At 40.9% G+C, this 21543-nt stretch carries 22 protein-coding genes; 9 read left to right on the top strand and 13 right to left on the bottom strand.

Features of this window, described 5'->3' with window-relative positions; translation table 11 throughout:
- The first annotated feature begins 29 nt into the window (after positions 1-29).
- The 4 genes from FCN25_RS04805 to FCN25_RS04820 all read left to right on the top strand — a co-directional run bounded on the left by FCN25_RS04805 (position 30) and on the right by FCN25_RS04820 (position 3470).
- Entirely contained in the window at positions 30-1529 is a 1500-nt protein-coding gene (locus FCN25_RS04805) for a CoA-acylating methylmalonate-semialdehyde dehydrogenase (protein ID WP_137222483.1), read from the top strand.
- 9 nt (positions 1530-1538) lie between these two features.
- A complete protein-coding gene (locus FCN25_RS04810) occupies positions 1539-1916 on the top strand; it encodes a cupin domain-containing protein (protein WP_137222485.1) in 378 nt (125 codons plus the stop codon).
- Positions 1917-2036: 120 nt separating this feature from the next.
- On the top strand, positions 2037-2759 hold the full coding sequence (locus tag FCN25_RS04815) for a TorF family putative porin (protein ID WP_137222487.1): 723 nt from the start codon (positions 2037-2039) through the stop codon (positions 2757-2759).
- 366 nt (positions 2760-3125) lie between these two features.
- On the top strand, positions 3126-3470 hold the full coding sequence (locus tag FCN25_RS04820) for a DUF3634 family protein (RefSeq protein ID WP_137222489.1): 345 nt from the start codon (positions 3126-3128) through the stop codon (positions 3468-3470).
- Between the two features lie 144 nt (positions 3471-3614).
- Here the strand turns inward: FCN25_RS04820 and FCN25_RS04825 are convergent, their stop codons facing one another.
- The 13 genes from FCN25_RS04825 to FCN25_RS04885 all read right to left on the bottom strand — a co-directional run bounded on the left by FCN25_RS04825 (position 3615) and on the right by FCN25_RS04885 (position 17042).
- A complete protein-coding gene (locus FCN25_RS04825; RefSeq protein WP_254693763.1) occupies positions 3615-4115 on the bottom strand; it encodes a DUF3833 domain-containing protein in 501 nt (166 codons plus the stop codon).
- Positions 4116-4258: 143 nt separating this feature from the next.
- On the bottom strand, positions 4259-4891 hold the full coding sequence (locus FCN25_RS04830; RefSeq protein ID WP_137222493.1) for a chalcone isomerase family protein: 633 nt from the start codon (positions 4889-4891) through the stop codon (positions 4259-4261).
- Entirely contained in the window at positions 4888-5418 is a 531-nt protein-coding gene (locus FCN25_RS04835; RefSeq protein WP_137222495.1) for a DUF2878 domain-containing protein, read from the bottom strand. The genes FCN25_RS04830 and FCN25_RS04835 overlap by 4 nt, the downstream gene beginning before the upstream one ends.
- A 97-nt stretch (positions 5419-5515) precedes the next feature.
- Positions 5516-6751: a cyclopropane-fatty-acyl-phospholipid synthase family protein gene (locus FCN25_RS04840; RefSeq protein WP_137222497.1), complete on the bottom strand. Its 1236-nt coding sequence runs from the start codon at positions 6749-6751 to the stop codon at positions 5516-5518.
- A gap of 147 nt (positions 6752-6898) precedes the next feature.
- On the bottom strand, positions 6899-7714 hold the full coding sequence (locus FCN25_RS04845) for a DUF1365 domain-containing protein (protein ID WP_137222499.1): 816 nt from the start codon (positions 7712-7714) through the stop codon (positions 6899-6901).
- Positions 7711-8979, bottom strand: a complete 1269-nt coding sequence (locus tag FCN25_RS04850; RefSeq protein WP_137222501.1) for an NAD(P)/FAD-dependent oxidoreductase — start codon at positions 8977-8979, stop codon at positions 7711-7713. Before FCN25_RS04850 ends, FCN25_RS04845 begins: the two co-directional genes overlap by 4 nt.
- 67 nt (positions 8980-9046) lie before the next feature.
- Complete coding sequence (locus FCN25_RS04855) at positions 9047-9796, bottom strand: SDR family NAD(P)-dependent oxidoreductase (RefSeq protein ID WP_137222503.1); 750 nt, start codon at positions 9794-9796, stop codon at positions 9047-9049.
- Positions 9796-10194: a nuclear transport factor 2 family protein gene (locus tag FCN25_RS04860; RefSeq protein ID WP_254693764.1), complete on the bottom strand. Its 399-nt coding sequence runs from the start codon at positions 10192-10194 to the stop codon at positions 9796-9798. Before FCN25_RS04860 ends, FCN25_RS04855 begins: the two co-directional genes overlap by 1 nt.
- A gap of 342 nt (positions 10195-10536) precedes the next feature.
- On the bottom strand, positions 10537-11946 hold the full coding sequence (locus FCN25_RS04865) for an ammonia-forming cytochrome c nitrite reductase subunit c552 (protein WP_137222507.1): 1410 nt from the start codon (positions 11944-11946) through the stop codon (positions 10537-10539).
- A 50-nt stretch (positions 11947-11996) separates the two neighbouring features.
- Complete coding sequence (locus tag FCN25_RS04870; protein WP_137222509.1) at positions 11997-13208, bottom strand: NnrS family protein; 1212 nt, start codon at positions 13206-13208, stop codon at positions 11997-11999.
- 289 nt (positions 13209-13497) lie between these two features.
- Positions 13498-14931, bottom strand: coding sequence for a deoxyribodipyrimidine photo-lyase (gene phrB / locus FCN25_RS04875; RefSeq protein WP_137222511.1), 1434 nt, complete (start codon positions 14929-14931; stop codon positions 13498-13500).
- 11 nt (positions 14932-14942) lie between these two features.
- On the bottom strand, positions 14943-15896 hold the full coding sequence (locus tag FCN25_RS04880) for a DUF523 and DUF1722 domain-containing protein (RefSeq protein ID WP_137227326.1): 954 nt from the start codon (positions 15894-15896) through the stop codon (positions 14943-14945).
- A gap of 255 nt (positions 15897-16151) precedes the next feature.
- Entirely contained in the window at positions 16152-17042 is an 891-nt protein-coding gene (locus tag FCN25_RS04885) for a DUF368 domain-containing protein (RefSeq protein WP_137227327.1), read from the bottom strand.
- A gap of 190 nt (positions 17043-17232) precedes the next feature.
- Between FCN25_RS04885 and FCN25_RS04890 the strand changes: the two genes are divergently transcribed.
- The 5 genes from FCN25_RS04890 (at position 17233) to FCN25_RS04910 (ending at position 21205) form a co-directional block, all read left to right on the top strand.
- Positions 17233-17709: a hotdog fold domain-containing protein gene (locus FCN25_RS04890; RefSeq protein ID WP_137222513.1), complete on the top strand. Its 477-nt coding sequence runs from the start codon at positions 17233-17235 to the stop codon at positions 17707-17709.
- Between the two features lie 99 nt (positions 17710-17808).
- On the top strand, positions 17809-18696 hold the full coding sequence (locus FCN25_RS04895) for an SPFH domain-containing protein (RefSeq protein ID WP_137222515.1): 888 nt from the start codon (positions 17809-17811) through the stop codon (positions 18694-18696).
- Positions 18697-18886: 190 nt separating this feature from the next.
- Positions 18887-20032 carry a DUF418 domain-containing protein gene (locus tag FCN25_RS04900; RefSeq protein WP_137222517.1) on the top strand — a complete coding sequence of 382 codons (1146 nt, stop codon included), beginning with the start codon at positions 18887-18889 and terminating at the stop codon, positions 20030-20032.
- Between the two features lie 245 nt (positions 20033-20277).
- On the top strand, positions 20278-20628 hold the full coding sequence (locus FCN25_RS04905) for a DUF1294 domain-containing protein (RefSeq protein ID WP_137222519.1): 351 nt from the start codon (positions 20278-20280) through the stop codon (positions 20626-20628).
- Positions 20629-20734: 106 nt separating this feature from the next.
- The gene (locus FCN25_RS04910) at positions 20735-21205 is read left to right on the top strand and encodes an FKBP-type peptidyl-prolyl cis-trans isomerase (protein ID WP_137222521.1); all 471 of its coding nucleotides are present in this window, start codon (positions 20735-20737) and stop codon (positions 21203-21205) included.
- The last annotated feature ends 338 nt before the right edge of the window (positions 21206-21543 follow it).

The following is a 21543-nucleotide window of genomic DNA, read 5'->3' on the forward strand; positions in this document are numbered from 1 at the left end:
CCCATTTTTAGTTTATAAGGATAGAGTTCATGCTTAACATCAACCATTTTGTTAATGGGCAACACACACCAGCAAGCCAGCGCAGCCAAACAATTTATGATCCCGCGACAGGCGAAGCCCGTGGCCAAGTGTCATTAGCAAGTAAAGATGAAGTGGCTAGCGCCATTGTCACCGCTAAAACAGCGTTCGAAAGCTGGTCGCAAGTGACCCCGCTTAACCGCGCTAGGGTGCTATTTAAATTTAAAGCGTTAGCCGAACAGAATATCGACAAACTAGCAGAGCTCATCACCCTTGAGCACGGTAAAGTGTTAGATGATGCCAAAGGAGAAATTACCCGAGGCTTAGAAGTTGTCGAATTTGCTTGTGGTATTCCGCATTTACTAAAAGGTGAGCACACCCAACAAGTGGGCGGCGGTGTCGATGCATGGTCAGTAAACCAAGCACTAGGCGTTGTGGCCGGTATTGCGCCATTTAACTTCCCGGTAATGGTCCCAATGTGGATGTTCCCGATTGCGATTGCCTGCGGTAACACCTTTATCATGAAACCGTCGGAAAAAGATCCTAGCTCAGTGATGTTTATTGCCGAATTACTCAAACAAGCAGGACTTCCAGACGGAGTGTTTAACGTCATCAATGGTGATAAAGAAGCCGTTGATGCCCTGCTCACCCACGACGATATCAAAGCCGTTAGCTTTGTCGGCTCTACTCCAATTGCAGAATACATTTATACCACTGCCTCGGCCCACGGCAAGCGTGTACAAGCATTGGGCGGTGCAAAAAACCATATGCTATTAATGCCAGATGCTGATTTAGATCAAGCCGTGAATGCATTAATGGGTGCAGCATATGGTAGTGCAGGTGAACGTTGTATGGCGATATCAGTGGTATTAGCCGTAGGCGATGTGGGCGACAAATTAGTTGATGCATTATTACCGCAAATAAGTGCCTTAAAAGTGGGTAGTGGCATTACACCAGAAATGGACATGGGGCCGTTAATTTCAGCGCAGCACTTAGCCAAAGTGCACGACTACGTTGAAGCTGGCGTAAACGAAGGCGCAAGCTTAGTAGTCGATGGTCGTGATATCAGTATTAGTGACCACCAACAAGGCTACTTTTTAGGGGCCTGTTTATTTGACCATGTCACACCACAGATGAGCATTTACCAACAAGAAATTTTTGGCCCAGTGTTAGCCATTGTGCGTGTCGATAACTATGGGGAAGCGTTGGAATTGATTAACCAACATGAATTTGGTAATGGCACAGCTATTTTCACCCAAAGTGGCCAAATCGCACGTCACTTTTGTCACCATGTTGAAGTGGGTATGGTCGGCGTTAATGTACCTATTCCTGTGCCAATGGCATTTCATAGCTTTGGTGGTTGGAAACGTTCGCTGTTTGGGCCGCTGCATATGCATGGACCCGATGGAGTACGCTTTTATACCAAACGAAAAGCCATTACCGCCCGTTGGCCGCAAGCCAAAACGGACAGTAACGAACCTTCGGCATTTATTATGCCGACCATGAAATAAGTGAACTCAATGAGCAAACATATTAACGATATTATGCTTTTTAGTAGTCAATCAACTGAGCTTGAGTCTTATCACTTAGCCGACGAAAAACTCATTAGTGGTAATCCTCTGCAATCGGTGCAGAATCATTTTGAAAGCCCATGTAAGCAGTTCAATGTTGGCGTTTGGCAAAGTGAAACAGGTTGCTGGCAAGTTAATTATAGCGAATATGAGTATTGCGATATTGTCGAAGGCAGTAGCGTTATCACCGACAGCCAAGGACACAGTTTAACGGTCAATGTGGGTGATAAGTTTGTTATCCCGGCCGGCTTTACCGGCACTTGGGAAGTTATCAATAATTGTAAAAAAATCTACGTTATGTTTGAGCAGCAGTTTGCACAGCAATAACGTTTAACCGCCATGCGGTACAGACAAAACCTTTGCAGTTTTGATTCTGATAAGTGGCATACGCAGAAGCTAGAGCTTGAGTTAGCAGCGACTGCATTTTATGTAAATGGAGATAATATCGTGTCAAACACATTAAAAAGAACGCGAATTGCACTGTTAAGCGGATTAACATTATCGGCTACCCTACTGGCTCCGTTAGCTATGGCAGAAGTGTCTGGTGCTGTCACGGTAACCAACGATTATCGTTTCCGTGGTGTATCACAAACAGCCGCAGATCCAGCGCTACAAGCCAATATTGATTGGAACCATGAAAGTGGCTTTTTTGTCGGAGCTTGGGGCAGTAATGTCGATTTTGATGAGCCTGGCTATAACGGTCCAGACGTAGAAATTGATCTATATGCTGGCTATTATGGCGAGATTAACGACGATACCAGTTATGACTTAACGCTATATCGTTACAACTACCCAGGTGATAGCGAATTAGACTATTTAGAAGTGAGTGCAGGAATTGACTTTAATGGTTTTAGAGCCGCTTACTGGTTTACCAATGACTATGGTGGAAGTGATCAAGATCTACATTACACCGAAATAAACTATGGCTGGGAGTTTGTCGAAAACTGGAGCCTAGATTTGCATTATGGCTACAACTTTGGCGACGCCATTGATGACGGAGAAGGCTTTGACAGCTACTCCGATTACTCTATTGGCGTATCAACTGAAGTTGCTGGTTTTGGAATGTCTATTGCTTACTTAGATACCGACATTGATGGTGCTAACGAAGTAAGTTCTGATCTGTATAAAAATACCGGCACGTTATTGGCGAGCGTTAGTTACTCGTTCTAGTGATAACGGTGAATGAGTAAGAGTTTGTACTCATAAAAATAGACTCTGGTGAATACAAAAAAACCGCTTAAGTGCGGTTTTTTATTATCCGAAAATTTAGATAAAAACGGTTCAACACCGTTATAGTGATTACATTAACAATCTGTTCGATTCAAATAATGAATACCTTTGTTAATAACGATATACCCACTGAGCTCAATCGCCATACAAGACTTAAAGGCAAGGTATGGCAATCATTTAGCCAGTTGTTTTTGTAAGACTTAGACATCGCGCATAAATTTCAACAAAATTGCATTGCATACCGCGCATACGGGAGTATCTTACAATAATATAACACTTTAAATATGTGCTACAAAGGAGCGAACTATGGCTGATACCATCATTAAAATTCTGGTGATTGCAGGATTATGCTTTCTGGCCTATAAACTGATTTTCAGTAGTAGCCGTGGATTAACCCTTTTTGAAATGCATTTTAAAGACGGTAAGCTCAATAAGCATAAAGGCAAAATACCAGAGAAATTTGAACGAGATTGCCGCGCAATCGCCAAATCGAATAAGCTAACCTGCACCGTTAGAGCAGAAAAATCTGGTGATGTGCGTTTGCATGTAACGGCCAATATAGGCGATAACCTAGTCCAGCGAATCCGTAACCAGTTTCCGTTTGAATATTACGACAAAAAACAAACTGACGCATCTAAGCTTAAAGGCTAAAATCACCTGTTGATCAACATAAAAATGGACTCTAATGAGTCCATTTTTTGTCAGATTCGATTTGAAAAATCACTGTAATTTCCAACTTAACGCCTTGGTATTCTTAGCAGTCCCATTACGTAAGCTACTGCTTAGTCAGGCTGCTTAGTTAGGCTGCTTAGAAATGACCAAAGTCACTTGGGCAACCGTTACACCAAATTTAATAATATCGCTTTTATTGATAATGGTTTTTTCGTCAACTAAGAACATCCAATCATCAAAATGGACCTCATACTTATTACCATCTACCGGCAATATCATGTCGTAACGCCAACGTAATGCACTACCGCGCGACTCACCTTGGGCAATGCCTAGAATGTCATTAGCCGTTCCCTGGTATAGCCCATTACCTTTGTCAGTAATGTTCCATACACGAGTTTGCTTTTCGCCATCATCATAAATAAACCATTCGTTTATCACCCCCTGCTTACCTTCAGGTGAATCAACCCAGTGCGCTTCCATGGTGACTGTAAATTTGCGAGTTACCTTGCCTGAAAAATCTTGTACGACTCCAGCTGCGGTTAATTTACCGTCAAAAAATGTGGCTAAATCTAACGTTGGAGTTGTTTGTTGATAATCTTCAATCGATGCAGACGAACATGACATTACGCCTAATAGTATTGCGCCGTATAAAAAGGGTTTAGCGAGTTTGCCACTGCATCTTTTTGTGTATTGGACAATGCGATTTTGCGTTAACACTCGTGTAAAAAAATGCTTTGGCTGACGTATGGATAATAGAACTGAATTCATTAGTTAACTCCAATCAGTTGTTTACGTAACTCAGGGTGGCTGGTTTTTTCTGATAACCAAATATCAAGAAAAGCTGCAGGGAATTGAGTATTACTGACTTGGTAATAAGGTGCGTCGTTGAGTAAGAATGCAGCATCCTCAGGGGTGTTAACCCTAAAAGTCAGTCTGTCGCCCTCTTTCACATCAGGCCATGCATTAACTAATTGTTGGCGATAGAGTTCAATATTTTCTTCGGCTAACCCTAAATGTTGCCATTGCTCAATAGTGGCAGTAACCAAATCAATGGCATCAATATCACGGTGATATTTGATATCAAGTATCAGTGGAAATCGATTGGCTCGATACTTGCCATCAATAGAAAATAATTTTGCACTATAAATATCAAACCATAACAGGCTCATATCGGCAGTACCGACTTCAACAAGTGAGTCATTTGTGGTGTTAATGATAAAAAGAGGTGTTGCCGCACCAATATCGGACTCACTGGCAGAGGCATCATTAATGCTAAACATAACGGTTAGCGCTAATACTACTGCGCCCACCATACCAAACAATAATTCTACCAACCAATGTGTCGATAGGGACTGCCTAAAATGTAGATTTTCTTTGGCAACATTATGTAAGGTTTTCATCTGCGATCCTCCATAGCGATATGCCGTCGAGTAATACGATGGCTAATATGGAGTAATACGGGAAATAAGCCACTCCAGATCAAAGCCAATATAAATACACTCCAGACGTTACCCAAGGGCAACACCACTGCATCAAATTTTGCTCCGGCCATGTAACTTAAACAACCGAATAGACCGCCCAATAATGATTGTAACCATATGGGAAACGTTCTAAATATCGCTAAGCTGTAATGTAAACTCAGTGCAAAGTAGAGCCACAACAACCCAAGCCAATAAGGAATAATATTAAACTCAAATACACCAAACCCTGTTAATAAACTATCAACAATGATACCAATCCCACCACAAACACACATTACTCGTACGTCATGTCTAACGGATGTTGATAATAAAAAATGACTAATAATCAGTAAAATAGACAACAAGACAAGTTGATTATGGCCTAATACACCAGCCCACCATACCAATTGAAAACACACAGCGTTAATCACAATAAATAACGTTGGTGGAAGACTAAGAGTAGACATAACACCTCATTCAAACAGGATGAGACGTCCCGGCAAAATATTACCGGGGATGTGAATGACTATGTAGCATTAGAAAATGACAACCGTATCTAATCGATTAAAGACGGTATTGAGGGCGAACAGCGACTAAATGTACGGTACTGGTGGTGCGTTCTAAAAAACCGCCTTCACAGTAGCTTAGGTAAAACTTCCACATTCGAATAAAGTCGTCGCCGTAATTTAACGCTTTAATCTTGTCGTAAGCGGCATCAAAGTTCTCATGCCAGTGGCGTAATGTCCGCGCATAATCTTTGCCCATATCACTTACAGACCAAGTCACCATGTCGGTTTTTTTTGCAATGTGTTTGGTCATTTCACTCACTGAAGGCAGGCAGCCGCCAGGGAAAATATAGCGCTGAATAAAGTCTACACTGTTGCGATAGCTGTCATAACGTTGATCGGCAATGGTAATCGCTTGAATTAACATCCGCCCGTTTGGCTTAAGCAATTGCTGTAACTTTTCAAAAAAGCCGCCAAGATATTGATGACCTACAGCTTCAATCATTTCTATCGACACTACACGGTCATATTCACCGGTCAATAATCGGTAGTCTTGTTTGAGCAAAGTAATGTTATCTTCCAGCCCTTCTTGCTTCACTCGTGCCTGTGCATAGTCAAATTGAGCATCCGAAATGGTGGTGGTAGTAACATGCACACCAAAGTGTTTAGCAGCATAAATCGCTAACGCGCCCCAGCCGGTTCCGACTTCAAGCAAGGTTTGACCTGGAGTTAACTCCAATCGTTCACAAATGGTATGCAACTTGTGTAATTGCGCTTCATCTAAACTGCTATCGTCAGTCGGATATAGCGCGCTGGAATACATCATTTCTGGGTCTAAAAACTGCTGATACATGTCATTACCTAAATCGTAATGCGCCAAAATATTGCGTTTAGAACCTGCTTCAGAATTGCGATTTAGCACATGTTTGATTCGACTAATGCCATTACTTAACCATGAAAAATAACGTTCTATATTGTCGAGTAAGGCTAAGTTACGGGCAAAGACTTGCACCACTTTGGTTAAGTCTGGGCTAGACCAATGACCTTGAATATAGGCTTCACCTGCACCAATTGATCCACCAAATACGACTTGGCGATAAAACTTAGCATGTTGAACTTGCATGGTAGCGTGAAGATCACTTTTGGCATCACCAAACTCAGAGGTTTGATTGCCATCAACAATGGTTAAATGACCTTCAGCAAGATGCGCTAGTGCGCGAAGCAGAATTTTTCTTGCTAGGCTGTCAGATAAACTTGCTTGAGCCATGCTACTTTGTGTGGCCGTGTTTTCCATGTATTGTCTCCAGTTCATCAACTGCTATTGATTGGGTAACTATTAGCTAGCTAACTATTGTTGATATAACCCTATTAGCAGTCAATACGTTGCGTCAGTCCATTTGGTTTACATTTGTTTTACTGTCGGTGAATAAAAGGGTGTTGATTACGCAGGTTTTGTCGTTTGCTTGCCAACAAAAGGGATGCGTTTAACAAATAACGTTAACGCTTGCCAATAAATACCCAACATAATTTTTCCGGTCATCAGCGGAAAATGCAGCATAAAATTACGCATGCTTTTAGCGGTAATAGGTTGGCGTTTTAGTACTAAACCGGCATCAAATAATTTGCGGTTATCGTCATTACGATTCTCGATGGTCACTTTTAAGTGTTTTCCCGGAGGCGTAATCCGCCATAAATAATGCATGTCTAAATTCATAAACGGAGACACATGAAAGACTTTGTCGGTGTGAGTGCTATTAGCAATATCAACCAGATAACAATGGCGCTCATTCCATGGTGTATTGCTCACTTCAGCCAACATATAAACCATTTCGTCTTGATGGTAACAAAAGTAAAAATTCACCGGACTGAAATAAAAACCAAAGTGACGAATTTGCCCAGAAAAAATTACTTTGTCACACGTTTGACTTGCGCCTAAATGCTTAATCGTTGCTAGCACCCGTTGTTTTAATGCAAAAGCATCATCGCCAATGCACGCGTCAGACAGCACAAGCTTGTCGGCAAACTGCTTATCCAGCGCGTTAAGGTAATCGCTTGGTTTAAATTTTAGCGGCGTAAACCTATCGGTTGAAAACAACTTAGTGGTTGCAGTAATGGCTTCAACCTCATCTAAATCAATCGCCATCATCGCAATACGATAACCAAAACTGTGTAATTTAGGCTCGTGGCGACGGTGGTTCACCATGCCGGTGTAAATGCCACTGTTTAAACGATCGGTTTGTGATGAAGTTAAGGTCATAGACTGATTCCAAAAAGCTGACATACATCAACAGCACTGCGCACCCCGTCTTCGTGGAATCCATTGTGCCAGTATGCACCTGCATAGTAAGTATTACGTTTACCATTAATTAGTGACCGCTTGGCTTGAGACTTCATACTGGCATCATTAAACACTGGGTGAGCATAATTAAACTTACGCAAAATTTTACTGTCGTCAATGATGTCAGTTTGATTCAAGGTCACGCAAAAAGTCGGTGCATCTTTAGGTAAACGCTGCAAAATGTTCATGTTGTAAGTGACACTGGCAGGGCGCTGAGTGATATCCTGCTGATTTTCGCCATCGAGGCGATAGTTCCAACTGGCCCATGCTGCTTTACGTTTGGGTAATACGTTAATGTCAGTATGCAACACAACTTCGTTATTTTGATATTCCATTGGCGACAATATATCAGTTTCATCTTTGCTTGGATCGGTTAGCATCGCCAAAGCTTGGTCGCTGTGACACGTTAGTACCACATCATCAAACTGTTGCCATTCTCCGTTAGCTACTTGAATATGTACACCTGCATCATCGCGCTTAATGCCCGTTATTGGCGAATTAAGATTAATACGATCTTTAAATGGCGCGGTGAGTGCAGGAATATAACTGCGCGAGCCACCTTCGAGTACAGACCACTGCGGGCGATCGTTAACATTCAATAAGCCATGATGCTGAAAGAAACGAATAAAAAATCGCAGTGAGAAACCTCGCATATCATCAATACTGGCAGACCAAATAGCCGCGCCCATTGGCAAAATATAGTGTTCACAAAAAAAACCTGAAAAGCCCTGCTGATCTAAATACTCGCCTAAAGAAGCACTAGGATAATCATCGGCTTCGTAAATGGCTTTACAGCCATTGTTAAAGCGAACAATTTCAGCTAAAAATTTATAAAAACTTGGACGAAATAAATTACGACGCTGAGCGAACAAGCTCCATAAGTTATGGCCATTATATTCAAGCCCCGTAATGGCATTGTTCACGCTAAAACTCATCTCAGTAGGCAGTGATTTAACCTTAAGTTGCGCCATTAAGGTTTCAAAAAGTGGATAAGTTCGGTCATTAAAAACAATAAAACCGCTATCGATAGCATAGGGTTTGCCCTCGACTTCAACATCAACCGTTGCAGTGTGACCACCAATATAATCATTGGCCTCAAACACGGTGACCTTGTGCTCGCGACTGAGTAAATACGCGCAGGTTAACCCCGAAATTCCAGTACCGATAACGGCGATATTTTTCATTTAATAATCCTTCGTTCTAGCATTTAGAAGTGAGTTGCTAACCATTTTAAATATTAATTATATTTAGCTATTTTTTTGTCAATAACGATACCAGTAATGATTCTGGTAACAAGGATGCTAATTTTAGTAACCAGGTAAATTTACCCGGAAAATGAATTTCATTACGTTGACGCTGCATGCCATTATAAATAGCGACTGCAGCTTGCTGTGCGGTTATTTGCATAGGCATAGCAAAATCATTTTTATCGGTTAGCGGTGTTTTAACAAAACCTGGGCAAATTACGCTAACCCCAATACCATGCTCAGCAAGGTCAACCCGTAAGCTGCGGCCTAAATAACTAATTGCGGCTTTTGATGCGCCATAAGCTTCGGCACGAGGAAACGGTAAATAAGTGGCACTTGAGCTCATTAATCCGAGTCGTGCACCGCGATTGAGTAAAGGCAAAAAATGTTCGAGGCAATACCCCATAGCAACCACATTGGTGTTGATTACTCGCGCAAATAACGCTGAATCAAAATGTAGTGCATCGTCAATATATTCGCAGCTGCCAGCATTAAGTATCACCTGCTGTAGCTGCCAGTGGTTATTGTGTAATAGTTGCTTAAGTTTAATTGCCGCGGCTTCAACCTGAGTGCTATCAGTAATATCAAACTCAAGTGCTGTTGCACCGGTAATGGCTTTTAAAGCTTGAGCATTGCGGCCACAGGCAATGACCTCAACACCTTGTCTGAGGTAATGTTCGGCCAACGCAAAACCAATGCCAGAACTGGCTCCGGTAATGAGTACAGCGGGCGTATCAACGGTTACTGTAGCCATTATTTTGCCGCTCGGTTTTTTAATATACCAATTAAGCCGCCTAGAAAAGGAATTTGCTCGTATAGCATTTGGCCTAAATCGAAATAGTCACGGTGGGAATAGATTTTGTCATCAAGCTTAAGCTGCGACATGCCCTCAACATTAATCAACTGACCTTTACTCAATTTTGGATGTGAATAGCTCATAGTCCAATACAAGGCAGCTTGATCATTATGCTTGCTCACAACCACTTCTTTAATATCAAATTCGATGTGAGTGACATTTTGATACATGTTGTCAAAGTAGCGAGTTAACGCTTCAATACCGTTGACTTGATGGATAGGATCACGAAACTGAATGTCATCTCGATACACTTGACGTAATAGAAATAAATTATCTTTATTAAGCTTTTGATACATATCAATAAAGGCATTAATGATAGCTGGATTATCATTAACAGAAGTTAGGTTGCCCGTATCCAATGATGGTGATGAACTATCAACTATCGATTGTGCAGCTTGCATTTACATACTCCTAATACGCGACGGATGACATTCACGATGACTAGCGATAACAATGCCTTATATGACAATAACATAAATTTGTTTTATGTCTGTGAGGCAAATATTAACCTGATTACAAGTTTATACGAGAGATTCATGAAAGTAGATCACGAAGATAAGCCATATTAATAACCACACAAACAAAAACGCCTAAGCAATGCTTAGGCGTTAATGACTTGAGTTGATACTTTCTAGAGGTTAGTAACCGGTTCTGGCTACTGGTTGCCAGTATTTATCAACTTCTTCTTTAATAAAAGCTTCCTTAGCCTTTATGGCGTCAGCTTCAACAAATCCTATGGCTGCATGGGCTTTTTCTTTGGTACTGTAATCTGGATATTCAACCTTAGTTACTGATAATTGACCCAATATGCGTGCTAATGCTTCACGTGCATAGGTTACTTGTTCAGTAGATTTATCCAGTAATTCAATCCCTTCTTTAGGATTATGAGCGTACATGCCATGTGATGCAGTGGCAAAGTCCCAACGCCATTGTGCATGACGAATACCCATAATCGCATCATTCATTTGCGGCCATGTGGCTCCCGCATCCCACGCTGCTTTTGCTTCGTAATGTGCTTTAATCAGCAATGACTCTACATTACGTGATTTAGCATCAATAATAGCTTTGGTTTTATCAAGCTTTTTGGTTATGGCCGCTTTACTGCTATGGCAACTTGCACAGGTGCGATCAAAATTATCTAACGCGCCTGCAACTTTATGATCGGTATATGTAGCGCCTTTTTCATCAGTCGCAGGTGGCATATGGCACGTTATACACGTCACGCCTTGTTTTGCATGAGCCGAACGACTCCAATGTTCAAATTCTGGATGACGCGCTTTTAATATTGGTGTTTTAGAAATTGGGTGGATCCATTCGTAAAAGCGACGCGTGTCGTAATACTTTTCAATTTCGTCAGCCGTGCTGCCGAAAATCCATGGAATGTTAACCTTGTTATTATTTTCTGGCTGGAAATAATAACTCACATGACATTGACCACAAACCTGTGCCCCTTGCATTGCGTGGTCTTGCTTATCAAAAGGCAGTTTAATTTTAGCCATGGCATTTTGTGCATGAGGGCGTGGTAATGCGAGTTCTGCACTGCCATCAACATGACAATCACTGCAATAGACAACAGATTTGATTTCTCGGCCTAAATCGACAAAATTGGCACCAGAAAAACCTTGAATACCCATTTCATTCATCAATCTTGGCGCATCAGGCGATTTACACGTCCAGCAACTGGCTGATAAACCTTTATCACCTTCGGCTACAGCAACACCTGTACGCAAAGTATGTGTTATGTCTGCAACGGCAAACTGATGTCCACGAGGGCTATGATATTCTTTCGCAAACGACGAACCAGCCCATAGAATGATATTGGCTGGATATTGCGCCAGTATGTCGTCGCGTTCTACTTGTTCTTCTGTTGCTTGCCAAGATTCAAATTGCTGAGGAAACTTAAGTTGATTTGGGTCAACCTCTGCACTTTGTAAGCCCCAAGATGTTAGCAGCAGTACTGCAAGTCCGCCGATAATAATACTCAAGCCTGTCTTACTGCGTAAAGATCGAGTGACGGGCATCATCACTTCTATTAATGGATTAATCATGTTGCTTACCTTAAAACTGTATTGATAAATACCAGGTTAATTGCAGTGCATTAACCTGGGCGACCATCGAGTCTTGGACGGACTAAAATGGGGGCATAAAACCACACAAACATTCCAAAACCAATAAACCAAAATGCCCCAGCAGACCATAACCATGTTTGGGTATATTCTGGCAAAAGTAATGGCATAATTGCGCGAAACACTGCAGCTAATGCAATGCTCAAAAAGGCAATTGTCATATTAGGACCTTGATAAATATTGCGACTGGTGTGACCAAGAGACACGCGGGAAATCATTGATAAACATAATGCTGCAATGCCGCCGATAGCAAATAAATGTAACAGCGTGCGGTAGGCATATTCATTGTCGATATTAATCGCCATCAAAAGTAACGTGATGGGTAACGATATATATGCCAAATGCAAAGACCATAGCATTGGCTCTTTTAGGGTTTTATGCCCTTGCCAACGCGCAAAACGGATAAGGTGCAAACCACCAGCAACAGCCAATAAAACTTGTTCTACCCCTTTGGGGAACCAATGGCTTACTGCTTGTACAAACAATAATCCCATTACGAATAATAATGTATTTTCCAATATACTAATGGGATCTGGCTTGGGTTGTTTAATACGCATAGCGGTAAAAAATGGAATAACTCGGCCACCAACGATAGTAATGATCATTGCGACCCACCAAATCATCCCTTGCCATAGTTGGGTAGACAATGAAAAGTCGCGCTGATATAACGCATAATAACTGGTTAAGTTAACCACCAGTGCCACAACCAATAGTAACGGAAACCCAATATTACGCCATTGCTTAACCGGATAAATACAGCGCCACAACGCCAACGCACTTAACCCTAAAAATAAGCTATCGAATATGGCTGGTAATACCAAAGGAATGTCCATTGGAAGTAACAACATCAACCGAGCAATAAGCCAACAACCAAAGGTGACCATCAATGATCGCCCGGTTATGGTGGGCTGATTCGTCCATGCTTGCACTGCAGTAAGCAGGAAACCACACACAATCGCCATCGCAAAGCCAAATAACATCTCGTGTGGATGCCACCATAATGGCACTACGTTAGCCCAAAACTCACTGTTAAATAAGCTATATTGCGGTGTAAACCAACCCATTAACCATAATGGGATATATAAAGCAGCAACACTTGCCCCACCGAGAAAGAATGGTCTAAAGCCCAAACGCCAGATTGCAGGGGTGTTATCAGTTATCGCTGGGTCATCAATATTCAGCATAAGCAGTTCACTCACTTAGTGGGTTAACATCAACAGGATTTAAACATGCATGATATATAAATCTTTAATATCGTCATTCTATGCTGTTACTCGATGTGCTTCAATCATTACTCATCAATCCACTAACAGCCCGTCTCATAGTGTGATCTAACGCAAAAAAAAGACTGCTATTAACATTAAAGATAATAGCAGTCTGTCGTATATTTACTGATTTAGCGAATCTTTGAATAGAATCAAACTGGCAAGGTCATCCTCTATTGAACCAATAATGAATTTTACATCAAAAAGCTTAACCCCGCTTAAGTGCACTTAATACTTCAATGGCTCTTAAGCGCGCCATTTTATGTTCAACGATAGGCTGTGGATATCCCTCATCCAGCCGTTGGCCAAATAAGTCATTTACATTAACCGTTTTAGGTAAGTGAATGTCAGCCAAAGACCATCCAGACACCTCAGTTACATAACGTTTTATAAAGCTAGCATCGGGGTCAAATTTGCTGCTTTGAGTCATAGGGTTAAACACTCGAAAATAAGGTTGCGCATCGCAACCTGTCCCTGCAGACCATTGCCAGCCGCCATTATTAGCCGCTAAGTCGCCATCAATGAGTTTTTGTCTAAAGTAACGTTCTCCCCAGCGCCAATCAATTAACAAATGTTTGGTTAAAAAACTCGCGACCACCATACGTAATCGATTATGCATCCAACCCGTTTGATTTAATTGACGCATAGCGGCATCCACAAGTGGATAGCCCGTTTGCCCATCACACCAAGCGTTAAATTCATCGGCATTATTGCGCCACGCGATACCATCGCCCAACTCATTAAAGTTACACCCCATAGATAAACGCGGAAATGCCACCAATAAATGACGATAAAACTCACGCCAAATCAATTCGTTTAACCAGGTCTTAGCTGGGCAAGCATCGTCGACTAAAGCTTCGGGGTAACGGGCAAGAATAGCAGCAACACATTGGCGTGAACTAATGACACCAATAGCCAAATAAGGCGATAAACGACTGGTTCCTTCTAAGGCTGGAATGTCTCGCTCTACATGATAATCAGCCACTTGGCTTGCTAGAAATTGATCTAATATTCTTTTAGCGACACCTTCACCTGCAGGCCATAGATCGCTGCTGACTTTGTCACAATGAAAGACGATTTCATCTGGAGATGGTAAAGCCGTGGCCATTGGCGCAGGCACGCGCTTGGTAATAATCGCTCGCTGATTGGCGATACTCTTCCATTTTTTAGCAAAAGGGGTGAAGACTTTGTACATGCCTCCCGCTAAATTCTTCACCGTATCTGGGGCTAATACACAATCTTGATCGATTAAGGTTAATGGCAAGCCACTATCGATTAATGCACTATCACGACGACGTTCATTTATTTCGGGCTCATTACCGGCAAACACAGCGCCAATTTGATGCTTTTCAATATAAGTGGTTAATACCTCTTGTACCTCAGCAAAATCTTGTACATGCACAACATCAAGTTGAATGCCTAAGGCTGCCAGCGCTTGGGCCAATAAATTTACGTGTCGTTGCATAAAATCGATTTGTATCGGCGCAACATCATGCTGCGCCCACTGAGAAGGCGTGACAAAATATACGGCTCGAAGATGGCTATTATTACCAAGGGCAAAATCGCACGCTGCCACTAAAGCCGGATTATCTGCCACCCGTAAATCTTGCCTAAACCACATCAAACTATTCATAGAAGTCATTAATACTCGACCTAATAGGCATAACGAAGCTTAAGCGCTTCTGGATGTGGATTTAAATACACCTGCTCTTCAATATACGGCGTTGGGAACTCACGCACATAATGATTAATCAGGGTAATTGGCACAAGTAAAGGCAATAAACCTTGGCGATATTTTAAAATGGACTCACTCAGTTCTTCTTTCTGTTCAGCCGTAAGTTGCTTCTTAAAATAACCTTGAATATGTTGCAAAGTACTGGTGTGGTTTTTGCGAGTGGCAATGATTTTGAGTGCCGTCATAAAGCCTTCAAAATATTGCTGAGCCGATTGTTCGATATCTTGAATATCCGCCAGAATAGGACCCAATTCGCGATACCACTTAGGGCTGTGTGCCATAATTAAGTATTTGTAACGTGAATGAAACTGCATCAATTTGTGCTTAGTTAATCCAGATTGCTTCATTTTTTGCCAATCGTTATAAGCAAATATACGAGTGAAAAAGTTTTCTCGCAGCGGCAAATCGTGCAAGCGCCCTTCTTCTTCTACTGGCAACAACGGATAACGCTCCATCAGGGCCTTAGCAAAAACACCAACACCCGTTTTAGAACCATTATTGGTACCAATTTTATACTCGGTAACCCGCTCCATTCCGCAGGTTGGCGATTTAGCACATAAAATGTAGCCGCCTAAGTAGTCCAGCTCTTCAACTTTAGCTTTAGAATATTCATTAAGCTTGTCGGTAACATCTAAACTGCCATCGGCACTGCGAATATGAACAATATCACCATCACGAATTTGACGGATACTTTTGCGTGGCGCGCCCATACCAATAGCCATTTCAGGGCAAACATTGGTGTATTCAAAAAACGGCTCTATTTCTTGTTTACAGTAATATGAGTTTTTATGACCACCGTCAAAACGAACTTGATTACCAAGAAGGCAACTACTAATCCCAATTTGGATTTTTTCTGGCACAAATGTATCGATATTTGGCATATTATGCACTCCTGTGGCAACCGTAATATTCCCAACGTGGGATAAAAAAAGATGTCATGCTAACAACACATGCGATTAAACAAATATACGAGTAAAACCCCCATTAAGTTCATTATTTATAGAGTTATTTATCATTTTTGCAAAATGAGTCTTCATATTAGTCAAATAAAGCACACAAAAAAGCAGAACCGAAGTTCTGCTTAATATTTATCTAAAAATATTTATCCGAAAAATGTCAGATATTTATTATCCATGGGCTTTTTTACCAAGGCGCTCGACTCCCCACACCAAACCAATGCCCACCAGCACACACACAATGGCGATAATGATTTGTGATGATTCACCGGTGACTTGCTCAAACTGAAATGGAGATAAGTTTTGTTCTACTAATGGTACTAATTCCCCTTTAGAGTTTTCGCGCCAGCTGATCACTTGTTTCCATGGCCAAATCTTACCGAGTGTGCCCAACATCAATCCGGTTAAAAACAGTAACGTCGCATCCTGAAATTTACGTAACAATGCGGATAACACGTGGCTAAAACTTAATAACCCAACCACGGCGCCCACTGCAAAGCAGGCTAAATAAACAATATCGAATCCTTTAGCGGCGGCTAACACCGCTGGATACATGCCTAATAGCAGCAGAATAAAGCTACCTGAAATACCCGGTAATATCATGGCGCAAATGGCGATAGCACCACAAAAGAAGAAGTTAAGATAAGTATCTTGCATTTCAATGGGGTGCAACACGGTAATAGACCATGCAAATGCAACCCCAATAAAAAACATCACAATCCGCAGAACGTTAAATTTTTCAACCTGCTTCAGCATGTGCACTACAGAATAAATAATCAAACCAAAGAAAAACGACCAAACCGGAATAGGATGAGTGGCCAATAGCCATGAAATTAACTTAGCTAAGGTAAAGATACTGGTTAAGATACCGCCAAAAACACAAACTAAAAAAGGCCCGTTGATATGTAAAAAAGCCGCTTTAATACCTTGCTGTTTTACAATGCCAAACAAAGACAAATTTATTTTGCGAATACCGTCTAAAAGCGGGGTTAATATCCCGGTAATAAATGCGATGGTGCCGCCAGAAACACCCGGAACAACGTCAGCAGCCCCCATGGCCATACCCTTGATATAATTTAACAACAAGTTAGATTTCAAAATTTATCCTTAAAGAATCGACACCAGTAAAATTATACCTGTCAGTAGCACAATGAGCGATGGAAAATATTGATCTGCACTTCACCACGGGTTACAACAATGTTAACCTCATCCGACCAGACAACTTACTTGCACAATAACCAGAGTCTTTCTAATGACCCAAACTAAACCCAATAAAGTGATGGCGCTATATAAAAAAGTGACATCTTACCCTTTCGGCAAACGTATTTTCTCTAAAATGGTGTCACGCATGGCGCCTTATTTTGGCACTGTGCATCCTTATATAAATGATTTACGTGTTAACCGTTGTGAATGTTTAATTAAAAAACGTAAAAAAGTCCAAAACCATATTGGTACCGTACATGTTATTGCTATTTGTAATGGCTTAGAAATGGCAATGGGCACTATGGCAGAAGCCTCTATTCCCGCGCATTTACGTTGGATCCCTAAAGGAATGTCAGTAGACTATACCGCAAAAGCTGGCAGCGATATTTTGTGTGTTGCAGAGGTAACACCAGAACAGTGGCAAGTTGGTGATATGTTAGTCGACATTAAAGCTTATGACATTAACGGTGTTGTGGTTGTTCAAGGACATATTAAACTTTGGATTTCAGAGAAACCTCAAAAATAATTGCATTTATAACAATTATTTATAATGCTAACCGTTCTAAACGCTATCACAACGAATAAACCAAACATATTCTAATTTCACTTTTGCTAGGGAAGCATAATGTTAAAAAATGATCTGGCGCAAGCCAACATAAATCATCTAGGAAAAATCATTCCTATCGCTGTGTTGCTGATAATACTTATCAGCTTATATAGCAGCTGGTACACAGTCGATCAGGGCGAACGTGGGGTGTTATTACGTAACGGTAAAATTATTGATACTGCAGAACCAGGGCTTGGATTTAAAATTCCTCTAATGGACACTGTCGTTAAAATTTCAACCCAAACACATACCGCAAACTATCAAGGCCTACAGGCGTATAGTCGTGATCAACAACCCGCAACGTTACGTGCATCGGTTACATTCAGTATTCCTCCAGATCGCGTTGAAGAAGTCTATGCTAATTTTAAAAGCGTCGACTTAATGGTATCGCGTTTACTTGACCGCCAAGTACCGACTCAAATTGAGAATATCTTTGGCAAATACACCGCCATTTCTGCCGTTCAGGAACGTATAAAATTTGGTATTGATGTTACTGCCGCCATTACTCAATCGATTAAAGGCCCTGTTACCATTAATTCGGTACAGATTGAAAATATTGATTTTAGTAATGCATACGAGAAATCAGTAGAAGACAGAATGCGCGCCGAAGTTGAAGTACAAACCCAATTACAAAACCTTGAAAAAGAACGGGTAAGTGCCAAAATTGCTGTCACTCAAGCACAAGCGGAAGCCGACTCACAACTGGCTCGCGCCATTGCTGAAGCGGAAAGTATTCGAATTAAAGGTAATGCAGAAGCATCAGCCATTAAAATCCGTGCCGAAGCACTAGCTCAAAATCAAAACTTAGTTGAATTGACTAAGGCTGAACGCTGGGACGGCAAGCTGCCAACCACTATGTTACCTACTGGCACAATCCCATTCCTTGAAGTGCCAACAACAAAATAGCCTCATTAATAACAATAAAAAAACCAAGCACTTGCTTGGTTTTTTATTGTTTACTTTCCAATTTAGAATATATTATCTAGTTGCATTACTTCATTTGGCTGTTAATCTCTGTTAGTGCATTTTTAATCATTAAAGATGGTTTATAACCAACAAATAGAAAAGGAATTCAACGATTAATAGTACAACTATCATGGATGAGCATTGTTCTCCGACACAACGTCTAGCTAATCTTGATGCCATTCGCGGTGTTGGCGTATTAGGTATTTTCTTCCTCAACATTTATTTCATGGGCAATAGTTTTTTTGGCTATGCCCCCCATGAAATACAACCCACAGCCGATATTGCGATACTTATTTTTAGCAATTTTTTCTTAGAGGGGCGTTTCTTTAGCCTGTTCGCAATGCTGTTTGGGGTTGGGATGTTAATTCAATACCAACGTCAGCAAATGAGCATTGATACTGCCAGCAATAGCCAACCTCAAAAAAACACCATAAGAATTCGTTTGTATTGGTTAATTGTATTTGGGGTGATCCACGCGATTTTTATCTTTCCTGGTGACATCTTGCTCCCTTATGGCGTGGGAGGACTGTTGGCTTTTCGCTATATCAATCTCAATGCGGACGAACTACTGCAAAAAGCAAAATGGTTTATCTTTTTATCATTAATCCCTATCGCGCTTATTTCACTTATCCCCGATGAACAAGTTTACACTCGTAGTTCAGCATTATTTATTGAACAACTGCCTATTTGGATAGGTACCTACGGCCAACAGCTTAAAATGCATTTAACCATGTTTGGCTACATGCTGCTGGTTATTCCGTTAACCCTAATGTGGTTTGTTGCTGGTTTAATGTTATTAGGAATGGCGCTATATAAACGCAAGGTTTTCATCAATGGTTTAGATAATAAAACCCTATGGCAATGTGTATTTTGGACCCTGCTGTTATCATCATTAGACTCGGTACTTAGTATCAGTGGCAACCCTATGTTAGAAGCTATTTCCGATCTCTTGGTTTGGCTTAGTGCTGTAGCAATGGCATTAATTTACATCCACTTTATCTGCAAATTTTGTCAGAATTCTGCATCTAAATTAACGCTATTGCAAAACGTCGGGCGGTTAGCTTTTAGTTTGTATATCCTGCAATCCATTGTAGGTATTTTATTGCTCCGTTATATTGCTCCTGAATGGCTGTACACGTTAGACAGAATTGGTTATATGTCGATTGCGATTATTTACAGTGTACTGCAATTGGCATTAGCCAGTCTTTATCTGCGAAAATTCAATCAAGGTCCGTTAGAAAAACTATGGCGAGGCTTAGTCTCTCGAACAAGCTAAAAATAGCAAGGGTTCAAAAATAGCTACATTCAATTAACTCATTGTGTTTGATAAATTAATCTATTCAGCATAACAGTCATTGCCGCTAGCACATTGACCAAAGGCATAAGACAATGATGACCAGATTATTATTGATACAGTTAGCAATAGCATTGAATTCCTATTTAAATCTGACAAGATGATGCGCCACGAGTAAATACTAAATCGCCACCTAAACTAATTAACACTGCTGGATGTAGCGTAAAATGAATAAATTTGCTTGGCTGATGTTGGCTATTTTTGGCGCCATTATAGCAATTATCCAACCTTGGCTAGCTGGGGTATATGGATTGATAAATCTCATTACATTCGGTTTGTACTATCGAGATAAATCTGCAGCTAAGCGTGGCCGCTGGCGAGTAAGCGAAAACACTTTGCAGCTTTTTGCGTTAATGGGCGGTTGGCCTGCAGCATTACTAGGGCAATACCATTTACGGCATAAAACCCAAAAGTCATCATTTAAACGAATACTATGGTGCTGTATCCTACTCAACTCAATCGGATTTAGCTTACTGTGTTACCAACAATTACAACCGCGGCTTATGGTATATCTTTGATATAAAATATGAGGTTAATGGTAAATTCAATCGAGTTGATATGTGTTAGGTCGTCACTTTTTGCGCTAAACTAGCGACACTGTTTTCCAACTATTCAAGAGCAACTATGCGCATACTTTTAGCCATTGTGGTCATTGCCGGCGTTATTTTTTATTTTTTTACTCAAGCAAACAACTCAAAAGCCACCAAAGAAAATATCGCACAAGGTAAGATTTTTTTAGCTGACAATGCAAAACGCGAAGGCGTAGTGCAAACTTTATCAGGCTTACAATATGAAATACTCACCAAAGGCGACAACACCGAACACCCAAAAGCCAATAGTAAAGTCACTGTGCATTATCACGGAACACTTCTTGATGGCACAGTATTCGACAGTTCTGTAGACCGTGGCGAAACCATTAGCTTTGGCTTAAACCAAGTGATTAAAGGCTGGACTGAAGGTGTACAGTTGATGACAGTGGGCGATAAATTCCGTTTTTATATTCCTAGCCAACTCGCTTACGGCAATCGTTCAAGCGGTAAAATTGAAGGTGGTTCAGTGTTAATTTTTGATGTTGAATTATTTGAAATTAACTAACTAAACTCACACAAAATAATCTATTAAAGCACCGCTAAAATGAATAGCTAAAACTATTGATGACAATAAGTCGTTAGCATAAGTGCCAAAAACAACGCCTCTATCCACGACGAAGAGGCGTTTTTTATTGGCGTTAATCGGTGGATTTAATGAATTGATTTAATGAATTGATTTATCTTGTGCCTAATACCACCCACCAGCAAACCATTTCAGATAAAAAAATAGCGACAGTTAAGTCGCTATTTAATGGTTAATATTATTAGTGCAATATCAGCTTGTTACTTCATCATCACGATGTGAAATGTTAGCCATACAGTCATCAGCCTGGTTCAATACTG

This window comes from Shewanella sp. MEBiC00475 (assembly GCF_005234075.1).
Classification (GTDB): domain Bacteria; phylum Pseudomonadota; class Gammaproteobacteria; order Enterobacterales; family Shewanellaceae; genus Shewanella; species Shewanella polaris.

Coding starts and splice junctions, on each gene's coding strand:
- FCN25_RS04805 (WP_137222483.1), top strand. CDS start 30: ATGCTTAACATCAACCATTTTGTTAATGGGCAACACACACCAGCAAGC.
- FCN25_RS04810 (WP_137222485.1), top strand. CDS start 1,539: ATGAGCAAACATATTAACGATATTATGCTTTTTAGTAGTCAATCAACT.
- FCN25_RS04820 (WP_137222489.1), top strand. CDS start 3,126: ATGGCTGATACCATCATTAAAATTCTGGTGATTGCAGGATTATGCTTT.
- FCN25_RS04825 (WP_254693763.1), bottom strand. CDS start 4,115: ATGTCATGTTCGTCTGCATCGATTGAAGATTATCAACAAACAACTCCA.
- FCN25_RS04830 (WP_137222493.1), bottom strand. CDS start 4,891: ATGAAAACCTTACATAATGTTGCCAAAGAAAATCTACATTTTAGGCAG.
- FCN25_RS04835 (WP_137222495.1), bottom strand. CDS start 5,418: ATGTCTACTCTTAGTCTTCCACCAACGTTATTTATTGTGATTAACGCT.
- FCN25_RS04840 (WP_137222497.1), bottom strand. CDS start 6,751: ATGGAAAACACGGCCACACAAAGTAGCATGGCTCAAGCAAGTTTATCT.
- FCN25_RS04845 (WP_137222499.1), bottom strand. CDS start 7,714: ATGACCTTAACTTCATCACAAACCGATCGTTTAAACAGTGGCATTTAC.
- FCN25_RS04850 (WP_137222501.1), bottom strand. CDS start 8,979: ATGAAAAATATCGCCGTTATCGGTACTGGAATTTCGGGGTTAACCTGC.
- FCN25_RS04855 (WP_137222503.1), bottom strand. CDS start 9,796: ATGGCTACAGTAACCGTTGATACGCCCGCTGTACTCATTACCGGAGCC.
- FCN25_RS04860 (WP_254693764.1), bottom strand. CDS start 10,194: ATGTATCAAAAGCTTAATAAAGATAATTTATTTCTATTACGTCAAGTG.
- FCN25_RS04865 (WP_137222507.1), bottom strand. CDS start 11,946: ATGATTAATCCATTAATAGAAGTGATGATGCCCGTCACTCGATCTTTA.
- FCN25_RS04870 (WP_137222509.1), bottom strand. CDS start 13,208: ATGCTGAATATTGATGACCCAGCGATAACTGATAACACCCCTGCAATC.
- phrB (WP_137222511.1), bottom strand. CDS start 14,931: ATGACTTCTATGAATAGTTTGATGTGGTTTAGGCAAGATTTACGGGTG.
- FCN25_RS04885 (WP_137227327.1), bottom strand. CDS start 17,042: ATGGCCATGGGGGCTGCTGACGTTGTTCCGGGTGTTTCTGGCGGCACC.
- FCN25_RS04890 (WP_137222513.1), top strand. CDS start 17,233: ATGACCCAAACTAAACCCAATAAAGTGATGGCGCTATATAAAAAAGTG.
- FCN25_RS04895 (WP_137222515.1), top strand. CDS start 17,809: ATGTTAAAAAATGATCTGGCGCAAGCCAACATAAATCATCTAGGAAAA.
- FCN25_RS04900 (WP_137222517.1), top strand. CDS start 18,887: ATGGATGAGCATTGTTCTCCGACACAACGTCTAGCTAATCTTGATGCC.
- FCN25_RS04905 (WP_137222519.1), top strand. CDS start 20,278: ATGAATAAATTTGCTTGGCTGATGTTGGCTATTTTTGGCGCCATTATA.
- FCN25_RS04910 (WP_137222521.1), top strand. CDS start 20,735: ATGCGCATACTTTTAGCCATTGTGGTCATTGCCGGCGTTATTTTTTAT.